This window comes from Bacillus sp. ISL-7 (genome assembly GCF_018613065.1).
Genome location: NZ_JAGGQW010000017.1, coordinates 82202 through 100358 on the forward strand (window position 1 = coordinate 82202; position 18157 = coordinate 100358).

Annotated in this window: 19 protein-coding genes; 15 read left to right on the top strand and 4 right to left on the bottom strand. The window is 40.7% G+C overall.

Annotated features, from left to right (window positions below):
- Positions 1 to 16 precede the first annotated feature (16 nt).
- The 9 genes from J7E66_RS32560 to J7E66_RS04720 all read left to right on the top strand — a co-directional run bounded on the left by J7E66_RS32560 (position 17) and on the right by J7E66_RS04720 (position 9589).
- Positions 17 to 187 (top strand): PAS domain S-box protein, encoded by a 171-nt coding sequence (locus J7E66_RS32560; protein WP_214998249.1) that lies wholly within the window; start codon positions 17 to 19, stop codon positions 185 to 187.
- Positions 184 to 474, top strand: a complete 291-nt coding sequence (locus J7E66_RS04685) for a helix-turn-helix domain-containing protein (protein WP_214998250.1) — start codon at positions 184 to 186, stop codon at positions 472 to 474. The genes J7E66_RS32560 and J7E66_RS04685 overlap by 4 nt, the downstream gene beginning before the upstream one ends.
- A 163-nt stretch (positions 475 to 637) precedes the next feature.
- Entirely contained in the window at positions 638 to 1594 is a 957-nt protein-coding gene (locus tag J7E66_RS04690; RefSeq protein ID WP_214998251.1) for a 3-hydroxyacyl-CoA dehydrogenase family protein, read from the top strand.
- A gap of 80 nt (positions 1595 to 1674) precedes the next feature.
- A complete protein-coding gene (locus J7E66_RS04695; protein ID WP_214998252.1) occupies positions 1675 to 2376 on the top strand; it encodes a CoA transferase subunit A in 702 nt (233 codons plus the stop codon).
- Between the two features lie 33 nt (positions 2377 to 2409).
- Positions 2410 to 3063, top strand: coding sequence for a CoA transferase subunit B (locus J7E66_RS04700; RefSeq protein WP_214998253.1), 654 nt, complete (start codon positions 2410 to 2412; stop codon positions 3061 to 3063).
- Positions 3064 to 3333: 270 nt separating this feature from the next.
- A complete protein-coding gene (locus J7E66_RS04705; protein ID WP_251032764.1) occupies positions 3334 to 5175 on the top strand; it encodes a sigma 54-interacting transcriptional regulator in 1842 nt (613 codons plus the stop codon).
- Positions 5176 to 5309: 134 nt separating this feature from the next.
- Positions 5310 to 6512, top strand: coding sequence for an iron-containing alcohol dehydrogenase (locus J7E66_RS04710; RefSeq protein ID WP_214998254.1), 1203 nt, complete (start codon positions 5310 to 5312; stop codon positions 6510 to 6512).
- 19 nt (positions 6513 to 6531) lie between these two features.
- Positions 6532 to 7992, top strand: a complete 1461-nt coding sequence (locus tag J7E66_RS04715; RefSeq protein ID WP_214998255.1) for a CoA-acylating methylmalonate-semialdehyde dehydrogenase — start codon at positions 6532 to 6534, stop codon at positions 7990 to 7992.
- Positions 7993 to 8146: 154 nt separating this feature from the next.
- Positions 8147 to 9589, top strand: a complete 1443-nt coding sequence (locus tag J7E66_RS04720) for a GntP family permease (protein WP_214998256.1) — start codon at positions 8147 to 8149, stop codon at positions 9587 to 9589.
- Positions 9590 to 10533: 944 nt separating this feature from the next.
- On the opposite strand, the gene J7E66_RS32565 is transcribed toward J7E66_RS04720, so the two are convergent.
- The 3 genes from J7E66_RS32565 to J7E66_RS04735 all read right to left on the bottom strand — a co-directional run bounded on the left by J7E66_RS32565 (position 10534) and on the right by J7E66_RS04735 (position 12314).
- Positions 10534 to 10677, bottom strand: a complete 144-nt coding sequence (locus tag J7E66_RS32565) for a hypothetical protein (protein ID WP_308162466.1) — start codon at positions 10675 to 10677, stop codon at positions 10534 to 10536.
- Positions 10678 to 10923: 246 nt separating this feature from the next.
- Positions 10924 to 11466: an HPP family protein gene (locus tag J7E66_RS04730; protein WP_251032765.1), complete on the bottom strand. Its 543-nt coding sequence runs from the start codon at positions 11464 to 11466 to the stop codon at positions 10924 to 10926.
- A 653-nt stretch (positions 11467 to 12119) separates the two neighbouring features.
- Positions 12120 to 12314 (bottom strand): IDEAL domain-containing protein, encoded by a 195-nt coding sequence (locus J7E66_RS04735; protein ID WP_214998257.1) that lies wholly within the window; start codon positions 12312 to 12314, stop codon positions 12120 to 12122.
- A 153-nt stretch (positions 12315 to 12467) separates the two neighbouring features.
- On the opposite strand from J7E66_RS04735, the gene J7E66_RS04740 reads away from it, so the two are divergent.
- The 4 genes from J7E66_RS04740 (at position 12468) to J7E66_RS04755 (ending at position 13836) form a co-directional block, all read left to right on the top strand.
- Positions 12468 to 12767: a hypothetical protein gene (locus J7E66_RS04740; RefSeq protein ID WP_214998258.1), complete on the top strand. Its 300-nt coding sequence runs from the start codon at positions 12468 to 12470 to the stop codon at positions 12765 to 12767.
- A 31-nt stretch (positions 12768 to 12798) separates the two neighbouring features.
- Positions 12799 to 12987: a hypothetical protein gene (locus J7E66_RS04745; protein ID WP_214998259.1), complete on the top strand. Its 189-nt coding sequence runs from the start codon at positions 12799 to 12801 to the stop codon at positions 12985 to 12987.
- A gap of 26 nt (positions 12988 to 13013) precedes the next feature.
- Positions 13014 to 13445, top strand: coding sequence for a hypothetical protein (locus J7E66_RS04750; protein ID WP_214998260.1), 432 nt, complete (start codon positions 13014 to 13016; stop codon positions 13443 to 13445).
- 127 nt (positions 13446 to 13572) lie between these two features.
- Positions 13573 to 13836, top strand: a complete 264-nt coding sequence (locus J7E66_RS04755) for a hypothetical protein (RefSeq protein WP_214998261.1) — start codon at positions 13573 to 13575, stop codon at positions 13834 to 13836.
- A 238-nt stretch (positions 13837 to 14074) separates the two neighbouring features.
- On the opposite strand, the gene J7E66_RS04760 is transcribed toward J7E66_RS04755, so the two are convergent.
- Positions 14075 to 14413 carry a hypothetical protein gene (locus J7E66_RS04760; RefSeq protein WP_214998262.1) on the bottom strand — a complete coding sequence of 113 codons (339 nt, stop codon included), beginning with the start codon at positions 14411 to 14413 and terminating at the stop codon, positions 14075 to 14077.
- 719 nt (positions 14414 to 15132) lie between these two features.
- Here J7E66_RS04760 and pfkB point away from each other — a divergent pair.
- Positions 15133 to 16068, top strand: a complete 936-nt coding sequence (gene pfkB, locus J7E66_RS04765) for a 1-phosphofructokinase (protein ID WP_214998272.1) — start codon at positions 15133 to 15135, stop codon at positions 16066 to 16068.
- Positions 16065 to 17969: a PTS fructose transporter subunit IIABC gene (locus J7E66_RS04770; protein ID WP_214998263.1), complete on the top strand. Its 1905-nt coding sequence runs from the start codon at positions 16065 to 16067 to the stop codon at positions 17967 to 17969. The genes pfkB and J7E66_RS04770 overlap by 4 nt, the downstream gene beginning before the upstream one ends.
- Positions 17970 to 18157: the final 188 nt, after the last annotated feature.

Genomic DNA, 18157 nt, shown 5'->3' on the forward strand with positions numbered 1-18157 from the left:
AAGGGTGGGAAGGGCAGTGAATCGAGGATTTGAAAGAGTACCCTATCGTTGGCATGAGCAAATAATTAATTTACAAGCCGAACGAGTCGTCATCTTCGACCGGGATGGCATTATTCTATATATCAACGAGGCCTATTGTGATTTTATCGGAACAACGGTCGAAAAAGCTCTGGGCTGTCATGTGTGAAAACTCACGAATGCACATGGTTGCAAAAACAGGGGAAAAGAGTTAGCAGCCTGCAGCCGATTAAGCAAAACCAGGCAAATCCAAATGACAACGATGTAGCAAGCTCAACTTCAATACCTACTCCATTATCGGTTAAACCATTAAAAGAGACGATAGCCCTTTCTGAAAAACAAGCTATCCAAAATGCGCTGGCTCTTACGAAAGGTAATAAATTAGAAGCAGCAAAACTTCTTGAAATTGGTAGAACTAGTTTTTATGAGAAGTGCAAGTTATACGATATCAAATAACTAAGCAAACCGGACAAAGTGGTCTACTGATGTGTGGAAATATTTCTATAGGCCGATTTTGGGTCACTCATCCCGCGTAAGAGCGGCCGATTTGTCTCATGCAAATGTATAGGGGCACTTATGACCCATATAAGATTAAAAGATTAAAGAGGGAAGTCATTAAATGATAAAAAATATTGCAATTATTGGTTCAGGTGTAATGGGGAGCAGCATTGCCCAATCTTTTGCAGTTAGCGGTTATGCTGTTACCTTGAATGATGTAAATGAAGAATTGCTGCAAAAAGCAAAAAAGCGGATTTTAGAAAATTTATCCCTAATTGTCGAGGAAGCAGGACTTGATGAGCAACAAAAGCAAGTGGCTCAAACAAATATTAACTATAAGGCTGATTTAGAAGAAGCTGTCCGCGAGGCTGATTTCATTATTGAGGCTATTCCGGAAGTCATTGAGTGGAAATGGGAGCTTTATCAAAACTTAGAACGAATGATGAAGGCAGATGCCATTGTCGCCTCCAATACATCGACTTTTCCTATCTCGCGTTTGATGGAAAAAGCGTCTTTTGCAGACCGGATGATGATAACCCATTTCTTTAATCCAGGTCATTTGGTCCCTTTAGTTGAACTCGTGAAGCATGAACAAACAAAAGCAGTGGTCGTTGAGGAGACAATTGACCTTATCCGCCGGATTGGAAAATCACCGATTCTCCTTAAGAAAGAAATATCCGGTTTTATTGCAAACCGTTTGCAAACAGCCTTAATGCGTGAAGCATTTTATTTACTAAATGAAGGTGTAGCCAGTGCGCGGGATATCGATACAGCGATAACGGCAGGACCGGGATTCCGGTGGGCGTTTACGGGACCAATTGAAATTGCTGATTTTGGCGGACTTGATACATGGCAGCGCGTATTTGATAATGTAGCTCCTGATTTGGATCAAAGTACGGAAGCTCCTGCGATTATTCGACAGCTGGCTGAACAGGGCAAGCTTGGAACAAAGTCCGGTGAAGGCATTTATGAATATGACGATAAAATCATTTCTCAAAAGCTTGATGAACGGGATCGTAATTTTATAAAACTAGGCAAAATCAAAGCAGGGGTAAAACCACAACTGGCTAAAGGTTGAATTTAAGGCTAGTGGAGTGGGGTTTTGCATAAAAAGGAATTTTGTAAGGAAAACATTATATCAAAAGGGTGAGGAATTCTATGAAAAAGGATAAAATCGTAGATTCATTTGAAAAGGCAATTGAGGATATTCAAGATGGTGCAACGATTATTGTTGGCGGATTCGGATTGAGTGGTATTCCAGAAAAGGCGATTCTTGCATTACGCGATAAAGGAACGAAGGATTTGACAATTGTCAGCAATAACTGTGGAGTAGACGATTGGGGCCTTGGTCTTTTATTAGAAAATCGACAAATTAAAAAAATGATCTCATCATATGTTGGTGAAAACAAGCTTTTTGAACGCCAATTTTTGAGTGGGGAGATTGAAGTAGAATTAGTGCCTCAAGGAACGCTGGCTGAGAGAATTCGTGCCGGCGGTGCTGGAATTCCTGGATTCTATACAGCCACTGGCGTAGGTACAGCGATTGCAGAAGGAAAAGAACATAAGGTTTTTGACGGTCGGGCCTATATTCTAGAACGAGGAATTGTAGCGGATTTTGCTTTAGTGAAAGCATGGAAGGCAGACCCGCTTGGAAATTTAATCTACCGAAAAACAGCCCGCAATTTTAACCCGCTGGCAGCCATGGCCGGAAAGGTTACGATTGCAGAAGTAGAGGGAATCGTTCCTCTTGGTCAATTAGATGCTGACCAAATCCATACACCTAGTGTTTTTGTGCAAAGGGTCTTACTTGGAACAAACTATGAGAAAAGAATCGAAAAACGAACTGTAATTCATGTTTAGAGATTATAGAAACTATTTGTGAGGAGAATTGATATGAGTGATAGTCGACTAAGAATTGTAAAACGGGCAGCACAAGAGATACAAGATGGGATGAACGTCAACCTCGGGATTGGAATGCCAACGCTTTTGGCAAATGAAATACCGGAAGATTTTAATGTCTTACTTCAATCGGAAAACGGATTATTAGGAATTGGACCCTATCCGGTTGCCGGAGAGGAAGATCCAGATCTCATTAATGCAGGGAAAGAAACGGTCACAATCGTGCCAGGCGCTTCCTTTTTTGATAGTGCAGAATCCTTTGCCATGATTCGGGGCGGGCATATCGACCTCGCAATTCTTGGCGGTATGGAAGTTTCGGAAACAGGTGACTTAGCTAACTGGATGATTCCGGGGAAAATGGTAAAAGGAATGGGCGGGGCAATGGACCTTGTTCATGGTGCTAAACGTGTTATCGTTATTATGGAACATGTAAATAAACATGGGGAATCCAAAGTGAAAAAGGAATGTTCGCTGCCATTAACAGGGCAGCGGGTCGTTCACCGTTTAATCACGGATCTGGCAGTCTTTGATTTTACTTCACAAGGCATGGTCCTGGTTGAGACACAAGAGGGCGTTTCTGTTGAAGAAGTAAAGGAAAAAACGGAAGCTGTTTTTAACGTTAGTCCGGATTTACTTGCAACAAAGTAAAACAATGAAAAAGGTACACTACCAATTGTGCCTTTTTTATTGTATGGCATGAAATCCACCATCTAGATGATTGCTCCAGCATCTTGGTAAACAGAGGAAACACGATTGAAAGTTGAAAAGTTGTAGATTCCAGGAATTGTATAGGCTGAAATTAAAAATGCGATCGTACAGTGTCTGATAAGTGTCTGGAAAGTGTCGGAAATTCTACCATTTTGTGAATAATTATTGTACAATTATTGTACGATTATTTTACATAGGTGGTTGAAAGAAATGCTAATAGATTATGAGAATAAAAGTAAACGATTAAAAGCAATAAAAACGAATGAGCTTGTATGGGAATGGATGACACCTAATCCGCTTACCGTAAGTCCACAGCAAACCTTAAGAGAAGCTGTATTGATCCTTCAGGCCCATCGAATTAATGGCCTGCCGGTGGTTGATAACCAATTAAGGGTCATAGGGTTAATTAACAAATCGGAGATCTTGAATTGTTTTTTGGAAGGGTTTTCACCTGATTGCCCCGTTTCACAAGTAATGACCAGTGAGGTTGTGACAATCCATAAGAATGAAACGATTAAAAAGGCTTATGAGTTTCATCAGGTTGGCCGTCTTTCGGTTGTCGATGATGCTGGGAGGCTTGTTGGAATCCTGACCGGTAAAGATATCTTGCATTCTTATGCCTCTTACCTTGGAAAACTTCAAGAAACCCTTCACGTAAACGAAACATTAAGTACAATTTTAGAAAGTGCCTACGAAGGGGTTGTCGTGGTGGATGAAGGCGGAATCATTCGTGAATTTAATGAGGCATACAGCCGCTTTCTTGGGAGAAAACGAGAGGAGGTCATTGGCAAATCCGTAGTTGAGATCATTGAGAATACCCGTCTCCCTGTTGTAATACAAACAGGATCAGAAGAAAGGGGCTATATCCAACGGATTCAAGGCCAGGATATGGTCGTTCACCGGATTCCAATTTGGAAGGATGGCAAAGTCATTGGAGCGATTGGAATGATTATTTTTCATGGTGTAACGGAGCTTTACAATATTCTTGAGCGAATGCAGGAGATGTCAAGACAAATAACCGAAACCCCTGTTCATGCTAAACCCAACTTTAAAATGAACAGTCCGTTTGATGATATAATCGGGCATTGTTCAAAAATTCAATCCGTTAAAAAAACAGCCCGTAAAGCCGCGAATACTCCTTCAACGGTGTTAATAACAGGAGAAAGCGGGACGGGAAAGGAAATTTTTGCAAAAGCAATCCATGTCTCCAGTCCGTTTGCAGAAGGACCGTTTATCAGTGTCAATTGTGCAGCGATACCGGAGCATCTGCTTGAAGCAGAATTATTTGGTTTTGAGGACGGTGCATTTACTGGAGCGAAAAAAGGCGGAAAGCCCGGCAAGTTTGAACTTGCACATAAAGGGACATTGTTTCTTGATGAAATCGGCGATATGCCGCCGTTAATGCAATCGAAAATTCTTCGTGTTCTTCAGGAACGGGAAGTCGAACGGGTGGGCGGTGTTGTAAAGCATCATGTGGATGTTCGAATCATTGCTGCAACCAATTGTCATCTCGAACAGATGGTCAAGGACGGGACTTTTAGGGAAGATCTTTACTACCGCTTGAATATTATCAGGCTTGAGATTCCGCCGCTCAGGGAACGCCGGGAAGATATACCAAGCCTGCTCATCCACCATCTTCACCATTTATGTAAGCGCTTTGGCCTGGAACAAAAGACTTTCTCAAAGGAAGTAATCGCACCTTTGCTTGAATATTCATGGCCTGGCAATATCCGCGAGCTGGTTAACACGGTCGAAATGCTCGTTAGTTTGTCGGAATCAAATTGTATCCAGGTTCATGAGCTGGCGCCAAAGTTTTTTGAAAAAAATGATTGCCTGCTAACCATGTCTGATTCAGTGGCATCACGTGATCCAAATAATCTCATAACCAGCGTAAAAGAAATAGCCTTTGAGCGGGAAAAAGAGTTAATTGTGCAAACGCTTATCGAAACCAATGGGAATAAGGCGCAAGCAGCAAGAAAATTAGGGATTCAACGTTCTACTTTATACGAAAAATTGAAAAAGTATGAATTGTCCGGCAAAATGAACAAATGACCCTACACTTATCCTACATATGTGTAGGTAATATCGGACACACGGTGTAGAAAAACGTTGTTATTTCCTCTTTTTAAAGTTGGCACGCTTCTTGCATATAAAAAGAGTGTATAAGACAAAGGAGGGAAAAAGTTTTGAAAGGGTTTGCAGAGTTTCGGATACCCAAAACCGTTTTTTATGGAAATGATTCATTGACAAAACTTGGAGAGCAGGCTGCTCTTTTAGGGAAAAAAGTCTTGATTGTCAGCGACAAAATCATGACTCAAATAGGTGTGGTGGCAAAGTGCCAGAAATACCTTGAAGATGCAGGCATTGCTTATGCATGTTATTTGGAAGTGAATTCTGAACCAACCGATATATATGTTTCAGAAGCATTAACAATTTGTAAAGAGCAACAATGTGATGTGGTCGTAGCAGTCGGAGGCGGCAGCTGTATCGATGCTGCGAAGGCGGTTGCGGTCGTTGCTGCAAATGGAGGTTACATTGGTGATTACATGGGCGGTAAGAAGAAAATTGAGAATAAGCCGCTTCCACTGATTGCGATCCCAACAACTTCCGGAACAGGTTCAGAAGTTACGGCTGTTACAGTTATCAACAATACAAAAGATGACGTCAAGATGATGATTAAAGATCCTGCGTTCATTCCGGAGGTTGCCATTGTTGATCCAGTGTTGACGTATTCCACACCGCCTCAAGTCACGGCTGCAACTGGAATTGATGCATTATGTCATGCAATGGAAGCCTACATCTCACGTGTATCTCAGCCTATTACGGATCAGCTTGCACTATCGTCAATCGAAATGATTGTAAACAATTTACGTGCGGCTTACCAAAACGGAAATGATGTTAAAGCCAGAGAAAAGATGGCGCTTGCTTCCATGCAGGCTGGTATTGCTTTTTCCAATGCGTCGGTGACGCTTGTACACGGAATGTCCCGACCAATCGGTGCTTTGTTCCATGTACCACACGGGATCTCAAATGCCATGCTCCTTCCGGCCGTTCTGGAATTCACAAAAGAGAGTGCCGTCGAGCGCCTTGCAGTCATTGGTCGAATTCTTCGTCCTGACTTGGAAGCGTTTACGGATCACCAGCTTGCCGATGTTACCGTCAATGAAGTGAAGAAGCTATGCAACGACTTAAATATTCCGAACATGAAAGCCTACGGGATGGATGAGGAAATGTTCAATCAGGTTGTTTCGAAAATGGCTGCAGATGCCGTCGCGAGCGGCAGCCCTAGCAACAATCCAAGGGTTCCAAGTCAGGAAGAGATTGTGGAACTTTATCATACTTGCTATAACTATGACTTTACTGTAAATAAAACAACTATTCATGCATAAGAAAGGGACGAGAAGAAAAATGACAACTACAACTGAAGTGAAAACATTAAAAAACTTTATTGGTGGACAATGGGTTGACGCTGTGTCTGAAAAAACAGAAGCTGTTCCTAACCCGGCAACAGAGGAAGTTTTGGCATATGTACCTCTTTCTAACAGAGAAGACTTGGACAAGGCTGTAGAGGTTGCGAATAAAGCATTTCAAACGTGGAAGGATGTAGCCGTTCCAAAACGTTCCCGCATCTTATTCCGATACCAGCAGCTTCTTGTTGAGCATTGGGATGAGCTTGCACGTCTCGTTGTATTAGAAAATGGTAAAAATTATGATGAAGCATATGGAGAAGTCCTGCGTGGTATTGAATGTGTAGAATTTGCTGCAGGTGCCCCAACCCTCATGATGGGCAGCCAGCTTCCTGATATTGCGACAGGAATTGAATCCGGAATGTACCGCTACCCAATCGGGGTTGTAGGAGGAATTACGCCTTTTAACTTCCCAATGATGGTGCCGTGCTGGATGTTCCCGCTTGCGATTGCCTGCGGTAATACATTTGTTTTAAAACCTTCTGAACGGACTCCGCTGTTGGCTAACCGCCTGGCTGAACTGTTTAAAGAAGCGGGTCTTCCTGATGGGGTGTTGAATATTGTCCATGGCGCACATGATGTTGTAAATGGCATCCTTGAAAACAAAGATGTTAAAGCTGTTTCATTTGTCGGCTCACAGCCGGTTGCAGAATATATTTACAAAACGGCTGCTGCGAACGGGAAACGAGTTCAGGCATTGGCGGGGGCAAAAAATCATACTATTGTTCTTCCGGATGCCAATCTTGACCTTACTGTTACGAACATTATTGGTGCTGCATTTGGTTCAGCCGGCGAGCGCTGCATGGCCTGTGCGGTGGTTGTTGCAGTTGGGGATGTGGCTGACGAGCTTATTTCTCGTCTTGGAAATGCTGCAGAAGAATTACAAATTGGGAATGGCTTGGACAAAGGGGTATTCCTTGGACCGGTTATTCGTGATTCCCATAAAGAACGGACATTAAAATATATTGAAATCGGAGAAAAAGAGGGAGCTCTTCTCATCCGTGACGGACGTAAAGACGATGCTGCTTCCGGCCAGGGGTACTTTGTAGGCCCAACGATTTTTGATGGGGTAACAACGGACATGAAAATCTGGAAGGAAGAAATTTTCGCACCTGTTCTTTCCGTTATTCGTGCTGATAATTTAACAGAAGCGATTGAGATTGCAAACCAATCTGAATTTGCCAACGGCGCATGCTTATTTACCGACAGTGCAAAAGCAGTCCGTCAGTTCCGCGATACGATTGATGCCGGTATGCTGGGGGTAAACATGGGGGTTCCTGCTCCAATGGCGTTCTTCCCATTCTCAGGGTACAAAAAATCGTTCTACGGTGATTTACACGCAAACGGCAAAGATGGCGTTGAGTTCTACACACGTAAAAAAATGCTGACCGCTCGCTATTAATTCTAATTTTAATAGAGATAATCAGGGGAATTAGAATTAATCAATCTAGCAAATTAGTTGTTTAGATGTGGGGAAATAACTGAAAGTTTTCAAGATTTTAAGGGGCAGCGGTTCTGCCGCTGCCCAGCTAATACGAATAAAGGGGAGGCTTTTTATGGAACTTATTGTTATTTTACTGGCATTAGGATTTCTAATGTTTATCGCTTATCGTGGGTTTTCAGTCATTTTGTTTGCTCCTATTTGTGCGCTGTTTGCCGTCCTGTTGACGGATCCAGGGCATGTATTGCCGTTCTTTTCCAATATTTTCATGGAAAAAATGGTTGGCTTCATTAAAAACTACTTTCCTGTCTTTTTATTAGGTGCAATTTTTGGAAAAGTGGTGGAGATGTCAGGATTAGCCTCTTCGATCGCAAAGACCATCGTACGATTGGTCGGACCAAAACGTTCCATGCTGGCTATCGTGCTTTTATGCGCCATTTTAACGTATAGTGGTGTCAGCCTATTTGTAGTAGCGTTTGCTGCTTATCCATTTGCTGCAAAATTGTTCCAGGAGTCCAATATTCCAAAACGATTAATCCCGGGTACGATGGCATTGGGGGCGCTTTCCTTTACAATGGATGCCATTCCTGGAACACCGCAAATCCAAAACGTTATTCCAACAACCTTCTTTAAAACCGATATTTATGCTGCTCCTGTATTGGGGATTATTGGAGGTATTTTTGTTTTTGCTCTCGGAATGCTTTATTTAGAATCACGCCGTAGAAAAGCCGCAAAAGCTGGGGAAGGCTATTTTGGTTTTGACGGCGCACAGGCAGAAATGGCAGCTGCGGCTGAAGCTCTTCAAGCGGTGCCAGCCTCCATTGTATCTTCCGAAAAAACAAGCATTCTTCGCCAAGTTCTTGCATTTGTCCCACTTATCTTGGTTGGTGTAATGAATAAGTTTTTTACGGTCACGATTCCAAAATGGTATCCGAATGGGTTTGATTTTTCAAAAATTGGACTTGAAGCCTTTGGGAAAGTTGATATAGCGGCTGTCCTTGGGATTTGGTCTGTAGAACTCGCACTTGTTATTGGAATTGTTGCTACATTGGCATATAACTGGAAAGCTGTTAAGGTTGATATGAAGACGGGTCTCAACGCCAGTATTGGCGGTGCATTGCTGGCAGCCATGAACACCGGTTCTGAATATGGTTTCGGGGGAGTTATTTCCTCACTTCCTGGATTTGGTGTCGTTCGTGATGGTATTTCCCACACATTTACAAACCCGCTCGTTAACAGTGCCGTGACAACGAATGTTTTAGCCGGTGTTACCGGTTCCGCATCCGGTGGTATGGGTATTGCACTAAGTGCTATGGGTGAAAAGTATGTTCAAGCTGCTCAGGCTCATGGGATTCCACTTGAAGTTATGCACAGGATTACGGCAATGGCTTCCGGTGGGATGGATTCTCTGCCGCATAACGGTGCGGTCATCACACTTCTTGCAGTATGCGGATTGACTCATAAACAATCTTACCGTGATATTTTTGCTGTAACGGTTATTAAAACTCTTGCGGTGTTCTTCGTCATTGGATTGTATACGCTTACGGGCATTGCTTGATGTACAAAGAATCAAACGATCATTAGCTCGGCTAGATTGATCCCAGCGCCAGCGCCTAGTGACAAACTAGGCGCTGGTGTTTTGTTTTCTATCATCGACTATGCACTAGCACCAGGGAACATGGAAACATAAAAGACGTAAGAAAAGATGTTGAACATATTTAATGAAATTGGCTGGTTAGATACTGTAAAGCCAAAAACAAAATTAATATGAACGAGAAGGTCTCTCAGCGGTTTGTTAAACTGCGGAGAAGCGTTTCTTTCTTATTGGCTGTCAGATAGTTAGTATGAATTTACAATATGGTTTAATAGTATTGTTACTTGTCCTCCAATTTGTCCTCCAATGTTTTATATCGCATTTAAAACATTTAAGCCAAACTATTTAAAATGTTGATTTAAAGCCTTTTTTTAAACACTATTCGTTTCTATTATATATGAAAATGAATGGGCGGCATGATGTAATATCATCCCCCAAGAAGCGTCAAACCTGGCGGCATGGACGGAGTTTTTTACATAATAGGTGAACAAGGCTACATCCATCTATAAATTCGTTTTCTACATTCAACACACCAGACATATCGAATGCAGGAACATTCTAGTGGTAAGTTGGTGGCATGGTGGTGGCAAAATCCAACATCCTGCCACCAATTTAATCTGCCTTAACCTAATTAAACGGAAACTGTAGCCTATTAAATCAGGCATTTCATAACAAAACTGTTATAATCAGATTCGTTTTACTTCCTTGACAGGGAAGGGGTCGTGGGTTCGAATCCCTCACAGGTCATCAAACAAAGCCCTGGTAACGTTAAGTTATCAAGGCTTTTTCTATTATTATAGATTCAATTTTTGAATAGTTCAGGTGATGGTGGCAGAAATCTGATAAGCTAAAATGAGGTTTTTTGAAACCTGGCATTCATATTAGCCGGCCAGTAAACCGTAGCACCGTCAGCCGTTCTTCCTTAAATGAGCGTTCTTTTTATAATCATGAGCTTTCTGTTTTGGAGAAGAATGAAAATCCTTTCCGTCGCACTCAATAGCAATCCGCGGCCCTACAAATGCAATATCAATCCGATATTTACCACAAGGCACTTGCTAGTATCCGGATACCCTGAAATCTCAGGGTATCCAATAAACGCTGTTCAATCGGGCTTTCAGATTTATATCGCTGCACAATAGCTGGATTTGTCTCTGGATCGGGTCGAATGCCCCTCTTAGATTCCTGAATTTAAGTATTTTCACACGAGGATAAGGGTTGGGTTTATGAACATATAAAAACGCCTTATAAGCGATATAGGGCGTTTGATTAGTTTTGTTAGCTTCTATAGTTTCTTAGTTTTACAACCAGCGCTGTGGGTATTGTCTTGTTTGAAACAAGTTATTATAGATGATTGATATAATCTTTAATAGGAAAGGACCCATTACAACGGAAATAAGGAATCCCCATCCTGCTTGGGAGTTAACAGCAACAAAAGCACTAGCAGCTGCAGGAGGGTGAAGCGTTTTGGTAAGGATCATTAAAATTAGTACGATAGCTAATACTAGGCCAATAGTGAATAGACTCTTACCTAATATACTCCAAGTGATAAGTGCTATAGTGGTAGAAAATAAATGTCCTCCAAAAACGTGGCGAGGTTGAGACAGTTGACCTTTATGAGCACAAAATACAAGCAGACAACTTGCACCAAGAGGACCCAAGGCCATGGGATATCCTAAATTAACCGCTACTAAACCAATGATGATTATAGCAATGAGTCCACCTGTAGCTGAAATAAGAGAATCAATATAATCAATTCTGTCTTCTTTTGTAACTTCGCCCTTCATTTTCTTTAAATATGCTGTTAAACCTATAATTAGTTGATTACTCCAACTTTTCTCCAAACTTTTTTCCTCTGGCTTTCAAACTAAATTTGGCAAGGGTTTTGTCAGAGTTTTTGCCATAAAAGTTATTTTATACGAAAATTATGAATATTTAAAGAAAAATATATATTCGAATTTTTCGATTACGACCGTTTTTTATCCGCTTCTCATTCTACATACTCTATACAACATCAGTTAATATTACCGCTTGTGACCTAAGTGCCAGGTTAGCTGAGCTCGATTCCCAGACGGTCCCGCCAACTCAATGTTTCTTACATATTGGTCGGATAAGTTTCACAACGATTTATTTATACTTTTTTGACGAGTCCGTTGAGACCTTTTAACAAGACCGTGTGAATATAGTTAGTCTGTAGCCTTCTATTATTAAAAAATGTAGGAGGTTTTTGATTTCAAAAACAAAAAATGAAAAGGTTAGAATGTATCGAGAAATGATATTTAATTATCATCTACATGAGCTCTAAGGCACCAAAATGTAACGACCTGGTTTGCCAATCTTTATAAAAGAATAGTCCGAGGGTACCCAATTTCATTTTCTGTGGTGTAGCGTGCGATGCATGGGTGGCTAACGGATACGATTAGTTCAACAAGCAGTATAAAGGATCTTCGACTGGAAGAACCTTTATACTATATAAGACCTATTTACATAAACCATTTTAAGAAACTTTCCTTAATTCCTCTGTTAATCGTATGAATTCTGCTTTATTTTTATCTCTTAAGGACAGGTCGATTTTCTTTTGAATTTTCTCTTTTCGGAAATCACGCAGGGCTTTGTCTAACACCATTTCAGCAAATAGAGAATCCATGACATTAACTTCAGGTTGTGGTGAATTAAGCAAATTCTTTTCCATAAGAAATCAACTCCTTGATCTTTTTTCTATTATACTAATAATTTTCTGACTATTCAAACATTTAAAATTGGTAATTTGAGAGAGAAACAAAATGAAACATACTTTTATCTACATATTTGGTTACGAATCAATTCATGAGTATGGAGAAACAATGTGTTGGCCGGTCTGTATCCGGAAATTCGTAACAACCCGTTGCTGCTAGTAACCTTGCTGGGAAATGAATTTACAGGTTCCACTAGTGTTCCGGCACAAATGGCCTGGTCGCTCAGTATAGCAGGTATCTCTGCTGTCCAGGCGAGTAAAGCGCTGGGCACATATTACCAAGGAAAAATTAACATGCATGATTTTATGGTTCTAACTTTGGGCGCTTTTCCCGTTTTTAGCGTAGAGCAATCCATCTTCGCTCTGCAGGAGCAAGGAAAAATCGCATCTGAAGCGGCCCTGGAAAATTAAGGACGACAATCCGCCGTACGCAGCGTAACCATTGCAGATGGCGATACTTGTGCGGCTGTATTTTAGCGATACCACAGATACTCCTTTGAAGATGGTCCAAACACTGCAAATTGGGGGATATTCGGACAAGGAAGAGGTACTTTCCGCGTTAGCAACAGTTTTCCCTGGATCCAGCGCTGACGACCGTATGGCAGCCATTCAGGAGACGTACGGAAACTAAAGCAGAAAAGAGAAAAGAGGAGAGCTATGAATCTATCAAGCTATGTAGTGGAGGACGCTGCCTATCAGGCGTGGTTGCTACGCCTTGCGTTTCCACAAGCATTACCCGCTTCCTTGGCGCATGAAATTTTGAGATTTTACTCCGGTTTATCCCCTGCGCAATTGGGGCAAGTCCTAAAACACAGCGATCCGACCCCTGTGTTTACGGAGTTATCCCCTGAGCAATTGGCTGTAACATATTTATCCGCCGACGTGGGATACACGCAGCCAGAGCAAGTAGCCCAGGCACTTTACGTTTCCGGTGTCTTTCCAAAAATGAGAACAGCTTTGGACGTAGCGGAAGTACTCTATTCCCCTACGGTCTTCCCAACATTAGTTCATGCGTCCTGCGTTGAAAGCCGCAAATTTGCCGGAAGACGGTATCAACGAAGCGATCTCCAAGCTGTATTCATCCGTTGAGTTGAATCCGCCGGAAACGTCTCCCGGACTACATCCGACTAAAAATGAGAGTTCTTTCAGATCTGATCATGTCATCGTGAGCAACGGACGTTCAGTTGCCTTCCGCTTTCCTTTGAACGATGACCAGATGAGAAACGGCCATACTATCGCTGCATTCACTGGTCTTGTATCACGAAACGGAAATCAGGAAGGATACCCTCCCATCAGTCTGAGAATAAACAAACAATTGGTGACTATAGCTGGAGCTGGCTTTAACCCCCGTCGAGTGGAATTTTTCCTTCCTGCTTCCTGGTTAAACGGTAAAAACGTAATGGAACTACAGGCGGCTCCAGATCTCAGGACGTTGTTCTGGTTATATCGAATGGAAGTTGTTCACTACAAGTATTCTTAGGATACGGCTTTTGTGTACACCTCCGAATTTCTTTTCTCTACCAATATTTTAATAATATTTTCAAAACATATATCAACATATATGTCATTATATATTATATGTTAATATATAAATTATCTTTAACTCTGTTGACTATTCCATCATTATTATTAAAATATACTTTTATAGATATTTACTGTTGGAAAAAGTTAACATTATTTTTTTTCTTAAACATGTTTATCTTTCATATACTGATTAGCTATAAAGACATATCTTGGGTTTTATTTGGAGGCCAACTCACCAAGTTTTGTTCAAAATTATTAAAAAACCAAAGAAAAAAGCCATTCGTTTCTTTAATAGAGGCGAATGGCTTTAAATAATAATTGTATGTTCTCTGATCATAGAGAGCAGCGACAATCCCGTGTACCGCGACCAGCCAAGCACGGCCTTGATATGAATTTGCTCTGTAAACATCAACAGAACTTTTTGGTACAGTAATATTTATTTCATATTCCTTTAGTATGGTTAAGGGTGAGTCAATAAAAGATAGGTATTGAGAGATTCTATGAACCAAGTAATAATCAAGTTCAACTGACATTATCTTGGGTTGGCAGCGATCCTATTATTTTCCGATATTCTTAATTTCTATAAGTTAGGACAGGAGGATATGGAAATCCTTATTATTCTGCAGCAGTAAAAAGCATGTTGGAGAGCTGGCACAACTTTAGATATGTTAAATAATGAACATGAGTTTTGTATGTCCAATTTCAAAGATATGTTGAATCAAAACAACTAGAATGTCACTAAATGTAAAAAACTGAAGAATAAATAGTTTAACTTTTTAAAGTATAGGACTTTGAAAGGTTTTGGATGTTTTTGAAAGATTTTGAATGAAAGTGATTGATTTTTGTTAATCTCTTAGATAGAATTTAATTATAGAAATTTAATTGATTTCTCTGGAAGAATAAGTTTAATGGATAGCTTTAAAAGGGAGATGCTGTTTTTAGGATCTAAAAACTGTGCAAACATAGGGAATTTTTAAAAAAACAGATACTTGATGGATCATATTGTTATCAAGATTTAGGCGTTGAAGACATTTGTTTATGAATACATATGTGAAATTAGGATAGTTAATATCTAGAAAAATACTTTAAAAACAATCAAAAACATTCAACGAAAAAGGTCAATACCTATATATAACAAATTTTAAAGGTATGAGATTGATTTCAAAAATCGTCACTTTTAAGGTCATTTCTTAGCTACTGAAATTTTCTAAAATGAGACAATAAGAAAAACAAAAATGAAGGTTGTGAAATGATGATTTATACGTGCACATTAAATCCATCTGTCGATTACGTCGTACATGTACAAGATTTTCAATTAGGTGAATTAAATCGAATGTCATTTGATGTAAAATATCCAGGTGGGAAAGGCATTAACGTTTCCCGGGTTTTAAAACGTGCGGGAGTTGAAAGTAAAGCCCTTGGGTTTATTGGTGGATTTACAGGTTCATATGTCGAAGAATTTTTAAATGAAGAGGGCATTTCCACAAATTTTATTCATGTAAATGGTGATTCCCGTATTAATATCAAATTGAAAACAGATGAAACAGAATCAGAGATTAACGGGCAAGGCCCTGAGGTTAGCAATGACCAAGTCAGGCAGCTTATCAAACAAGTAGAAAGCTTACAAAATGACGATGTTCTTGTACTGGCTGGAAGCATTCCAAGCTCGCTGCCTAGTGATTTTTATTCAAAGCTTACAAAAATCGCAAAAAAGCAAGGGGCAAAAGTGGTGGTAGATGCGAGCGGCAAAGTACTTCTTGATATCGTTGAACAAGGGCCTTTTTTCATTAAACCGAATCATCATGAACTCGGTGAGTTGTTTGACGTTACGATTAAGACACCAGAAGAGGCGATTCCTTACGGTCAAAGATTGCTTGAATTAGGTGCTGAAAATGTGGCCATTTCGATGGCTGGAAAAGGGGCGCTCCTGATTACGAAGGAAGCGATCTATCAAGCATCTGTTCCAAAAGGAACCGTAAAAAATTCAGTTGGTGCGGGGGACTCTCTTGTGGCTGGTTATCTAGCGGATTATTTACAAAAAGGGGATGTTGTGGAAGCGTTTCGAACGGGTGTTGCTACTGGAAGTGCGACTGCGTTCTCATTAGAGCTATGTACGCAGGAAGATGTGGAGCGTCTTATTCCGAAGGTTGAAATCAAAAAAATTAGATTGGGAGTAGTTCTAGCATGAAAATTACAGACTTATTAAAAAAAGATACGATTATCCTTGATTTGCAGAGTACCTCAAAAGTTGATGTAATTGAAGAACTTGTAGGAAAGCTAGAAGCCGCAGGTCGTTTAGAAAGCCGTGAAAATTATAAGGAAGCGATTTTAAAACGGGAATCTCAAAGTACAACTGGAATTGGTGAAGGAATTGCAATACCACATGCGAAAACAAGTGCAGTCAAAACACCAGCAATTGCATTTGGGCGTGCAGTTAACGGAATTGATTATGAATCACTTGACGGTCAGCCAGCACGTTTATTCTTTATGATTGCTGCTAGTGACGGGGCAAATAATACACACTTAGAGACACTTTCTCGTTTATCAATGTTATTGATGGATGCAGATTTCCGTCAAGTGTTGCTTAAAGCAGATTCCATTGATTTTGTCCTTAAGGCAATTGATGCAAAGGAGCGTGAAGGGGAAGAAGAGGATGAAGTTGTGGAAGATAGCAACGAGAATCTCATCCTTGCTGTTACTGCTTGTCCTACAGGAATCGCCCATACATACATGGCAGCTGATAGTTTAAAAGCAAAAGCAAAAGAAATGAATGTCAACTTGAAGGTTGAAACAAATGGTTCCAGCGGAATAAAGGGAAAGTTAACAGCAGAAGAAATTGAAAGCGCAGTTGCGATTATCGTTGCAGCAGATAAACAAGTAGAAATAGACCGTTTCAAGGGTAAACATGTCATTCAAGTACCGGTAGCACATGGGATTCGCCGCCCTCAAGAACTAATTGAACAGGCATTGAAACAAGATGCACCTGTTTATAAAGTTGGCGGTGGTTCCGCATCGAGAGAGGAAGTAAAAACAGACTCAACAGAACGCCGCGGCTTTTATAAACATTTAATGAACGGTGTATCCAACATGTTGCCATTCGTTGTTGCTGGTGGGATTTTAATTGCCATTTCATTTATTTTTGGGGTCCATGCGTCAGATCCAAACTCCCCATCTTATAATCCAATTGCCGCGACCTTAAAGACTATTGGAAGTAAATATGTATTTTCGTTAATGATTCCTGTATTAGCTGGTTTTATTGCAATGAGTATTGCCGATCGCCCTGGTTTTGTTGCAGGTATGGTAGGCGGTTTAATGGCATCATTAGGCGGGGCAGGGTTTTTAGGCGGTTTAATTGCTGGTTTTCTTGGAGGTTATATTGTCGTTGGTTTAAAGAAAGCGTTTGATCGTCTCCCACAATCATTAGATGGAATTAAGCCAGTTTTATTATATCCGTTATTTGGTGTATTACTAACAAGTCTTATCATGATGTACATCATTATTAATCCTGTAAAAGCGGTTAATGATGGATTAACAACATGGTTACTTGGATTAGGGACAACAAATTTGCTGTTTTTAGGTTTAATTCTTGGTGGGATGATGGCGGTCGATATGGGAGGACCAATTAATAAAGCAGCACTCACATTCGGGATTGCGATGATAGATGCAGGCAACTATGCGCCCCATGCAGCGATTATGGCAGGTGGGATGGTTTCACCGTTAGGACTTGCGCTCGCAACCACATTTTTCCGTAACAAATTTACAGAACAAGAACGTGAAACAGGTAAAACAAGCTATTTCATGGGATTATCCTTTATTACTGAAGGTGCGATTCCATTTGCAGCAGCAGACCCAGCCCGTGTCATTCCAGCATGTGTAATCGGCTCAGCAATAGCAGGTGCCTTATCCATGTTGTTTAAAATTGGCTTGCCAGCACCGCACGGTGGGGTGTTTGTCATTCCAATCGTCATAGGAAATCCATTTCTTTATGCATTGGCCATTTTAATTGGATCAATTGTAACTGCGCTCATAGTTGGTTTCTTGAAACCTATCAAAATAGAAAACAATATTGAAGGTGAAAGGGCCGCATAAAGTGAGGCTTGATTGGTCCTTTGACAGATAGAAACCTTTATATTTAATTTTATATTCATTTAGTAAATAGTAACTCTACCAAATTTAGCGCAAACAGTAATAACAAAAAGGGGATGTTATTTTTTATCTCCCTAATAGGTTAGAGGTTTGCTGAGGCGGCTCTCTTGTAAGGCATTTAAAACTTGGGC